The sequence below is a fragment of the Actinomycetota bacterium genome, assembly GCA_005774595.1.
In the GTDB taxonomy this organism is placed as follows: Bacteria; Actinomycetota; Coriobacteriia; order Anaerosomatales; family D1FN1-002; genus D1FN1-002.
In genome coordinates this window covers 1-3085 of sequence record VAUM01000239.1, presented here as the reverse complement: position 1 = coordinate 3085, position 3085 = coordinate 1, and the positions used below count along the sequence as shown (strand labels likewise).

Here is a 3085-nt window from a genome sequence, read left to right as displayed (position 1 = left end):
TATCCGCGCTCTGCGCGCCTAGTGCCTCCGCCTCGGCCTGCGGTCGCCGTCGCGGCCACCGCCGCCACCGAACCCGCCGCGCCGCTCGCCGCCCTCCCCGCCCTCGCGGGGGGCGCCGGAGCCGGCCGGGGCGTCCGGCTTGTCGAGACGGTCGAGCGAGACCTTGCCGCGCTCGTCCACCTCGATGACCTCGACCTCGACCTCATCGCCGATGTCGAGCACGTCCTCGACCTTGTCGACGCGGCCCTTGGCCACGCGCGAGATGTGGATCAGCCCGTCCTTGCCCGGCAGCAGGTTCACGAACGCGCCGAACGCCTGGATCGACACGACCTTGCCGGTGTACTTCTCGCCGACCTCGATCTCCTTGGTCAGCGCCTGGATGCGCTTCAGCGCCTCCTCGCCACCGGTGTCACGGCTCGCGATGTAGACCGTGCCGTCGTCCTCGACGTCGATCTGGGCGCCGGTCTCCTCGACCATCTGGCGGATGATCTTGCCGCCCGGGCCGATGATGTCGCGGATCTTGTCCACCGGGATCTTGATGGTGATGATGCGCGGCGCGAACCGCGAGAGCTCCTCGCGCGGCTCGGCGATGGCCTCGATCATCTTGGACAGGATGTGCGCGCGGCCTTCCTTGGCCTGCATGAGCGCCTTGGCCAGGATCTCGTACGACAGCCCCTTGGCCTTGTTGTCCATCTGCAGCGCCGTGATGCCGGCCGGGGTGCCCGCGACCTTGAAGTCCATGTCGCCGAGGAAGTCCTCGAGGCCCTGGATGTCGGAGAGCACGGCGACCTTGTCACCCTCCTTGATGAGCCCCATCGCGATGCCGGAGACCGGGGCTGCGATCGGCACGCCGGCGTCCATGAGCGCGAGCGTCGAGCCGCAGACCGACCCCATCGAGCTGGAGCCGTTGGACTCGAGAACCTCGGACACGATGCGGATCGTGTACGGGAACGTGTCCTCGTCGGGGATGACCGGGAGCAGTGCGCGCTCGGCGAGCGCCCCGTGGCCGATGTCGCGGCGCTTCGGCCCGCGCATGAAGCCGGTCTCGCCGGTGCTGAACGGCGGGAAGTTGTAGTGGTGCAGGTAGCGCTTGCCCTCGGCGACGTCGATCGTGTCGATGCGCTGCCACTCGGACAGCATGCCGAGCGTCAGCACCGAGAGCACCTGCGTCTGACCGCGGGTGAACAGGCCCGAGCCGTGGCTGCGCGGCAGGTAGCCGGCGGTGCAGCTGATCGGGCGGACCTCGTCGAGCGTGCGGCCGTCGGCGCGCTCGCCCTCGTCGAGCACCATGTTGCGCATGGTCTTCTTCTCGAGGAGCTTCAAGGTCGCCTTGATGTGCTTGCCGCTTGCTGCGAGCTCCTCGGCGGTGAACGTCTCGGTGAGCTCGGCCTTCACGGCGGCCACCGCGTCCATGCGCGCGTGCTTGTCGGGGTTGTGCAGCGCGGCCTTCATCTTCTCGCCGCCGGCGGCGAAGATGCGCTCCTTGAGCTCGGCGGAGGGCTCGTCGAAGACGACCTCCATGCGCTTGATCTCGCAGCGGGCGAGGAAGCGCTCCTGGGCCTCGCAGAACGCGGCGATGGCCTCCTGCGCGAAGGTCAGCGCGGCGAGCATGTCGTCCTCGGACACCTCGTGGCAGCCGGCCTCGATCATGAAGACAGCGTCACGCGAGCCCGCCACGACGAGGTCGAGGTCCGACGCCTCCGCCTCCTCGAACGTCGGGTTGACGAGGAACTCGCCGGACTGGTCGCGGCAGACGCGCACGCCGGCCAGCGGGCCCTCGAACGGGATGCCGGCCTTCATCAGCGCGGCGGACGCGCCCATGATCGAGATGACGTCGGGCTGGTGGACCTGGTCGGCCGAAAGGACCGTGGCGATGACCTGGACCTCGTTGCGGAAACCGTCGGCGAACGCCGAACGGATGGGACGGTCGATCATGCGGGCCGTGAGCGTGGCCTTCTCAGACGGGCGCGCCTCACGCTTGATGAAGCCGCCCGGCAGCTTACCGGCCGCGTACATGCGCTCCTCGAAGTCGACGGTCAGCGGGAAGAAGTCCAGGTCCTTGGGGAAGCTGGACGCCGTGGCCGTGACCAACACCATGCTGTCGCCCTGGCGGACGACGACCGCGCCGCCGGCCTGCTTGGCCAGCTCCCCGGTCTCGAGCACGTACTCCTTGCCGTACAGCTCGAACTGCTCCGTGATCTTGCTCATTTCTTCTCTTCGCCTCTTCTCGCCCTCGGCGCCCCTTGCGCCGCAGGACCTCTTTCGGGCCGTGCCGCGGGCCCCTTGCCCGCGCGTCTTCTTCCGGCCCCCTACTAGTGCAGAAGGCGGGGCCTGTATCGGCGCCCGCCTTCCTCGTTCACCGCGAACTATCCGCGGATCTGGAGCTTCGCGACGATCTCGCGATACCGCTCGATGTCGGACTTGCGCAGGTAGTTGAGCAGCCTGCGGCGCTGTCCGACGAGCTTGAGCAGTCCGCGGCGCGTGTGATGGTCGTGCTTGTGCGTGCGGACGTGCTCGGTGAGGTCGCGGATGCGCTGCGTCAGCAGCGCGATCTGGACTTCCGGCGAGCCTGTGTCGGCGTCGCCGCGGGCGTGCTCGGCGATGATCTTCGCCTTGACGTCCTTCTCGAGGGGCATGGCTGTACCACCGGTCCTTCCTTGTCCGCCTCCGCCCGAGGCCGGCGTCGTTGTCATCGCCGGTCACAGTGCGGGGTAGCCGAATACAACTCGCGGAGTATAGCACGCCCGGGGCCGTGTGCGGTGCGCGGGTGCGTGGGGGGTCTGCGTCGCAGGTGACGTCACGGGCGACGTCGTATGTGACGTCGTATGTGACGCCGCCACCCGCCAAGGGGCCCGGCGCCGCGCCGCGCCTCAGAGCGTGACGATCTCCGCGACGCGCTCCAGATCCGCCTGCATCTGCGCCGCCAGCTCGTCCGCGCTCTCGAACGCCCGCTGGTCGCGCAGCCGCTCCACGAACTCGACCGTCACCTCGCGCCGGTACAGGTCGCCCTCGAACCCGATGAGGTGCGCCTCGAAGTCGTCGCGGGCTTCGGGGAACGTAGGAGGCCTGCCCACGGCGATGCCGG

At 69.0% G+C, this 3085-nt stretch carries 3 protein-coding genes; all 3 read right to left on the bottom strand.

Translation table 11 applies throughout. From position 1 onward, the window contains the following. Nucleotides 1–18: 18 nt before the first annotated feature. Nucleotides 19–2208, bottom strand: a complete 2190-nt coding sequence (locus FDZ70_08530) for a polyribonucleotide nucleotidyltransferase (protein ID TLM72293.1) — start codon at nucleotides 2206–2208, stop codon at nucleotides 19–21. A 158-nt stretch (nucleotides 2209–2366) separates the two neighbouring features. Next, complete coding sequence (gene rpsO, locus FDZ70_08525; protein ID TLM72292.1) at nucleotides 2367–2636, bottom strand: 30S ribosomal protein S15; 270 nt, start codon at nucleotides 2634–2636, stop codon at nucleotides 2367–2369. Nucleotides 2637–2870: 234 nt separating this feature from the next. Next, a partial coding sequence (locus FDZ70_08520) for a bifunctional riboflavin kinase/FAD synthetase (GenBank protein TLM72291.1) occupies nucleotides 2871–3085 on the bottom strand: 215 nt, incomplete at its 5' end.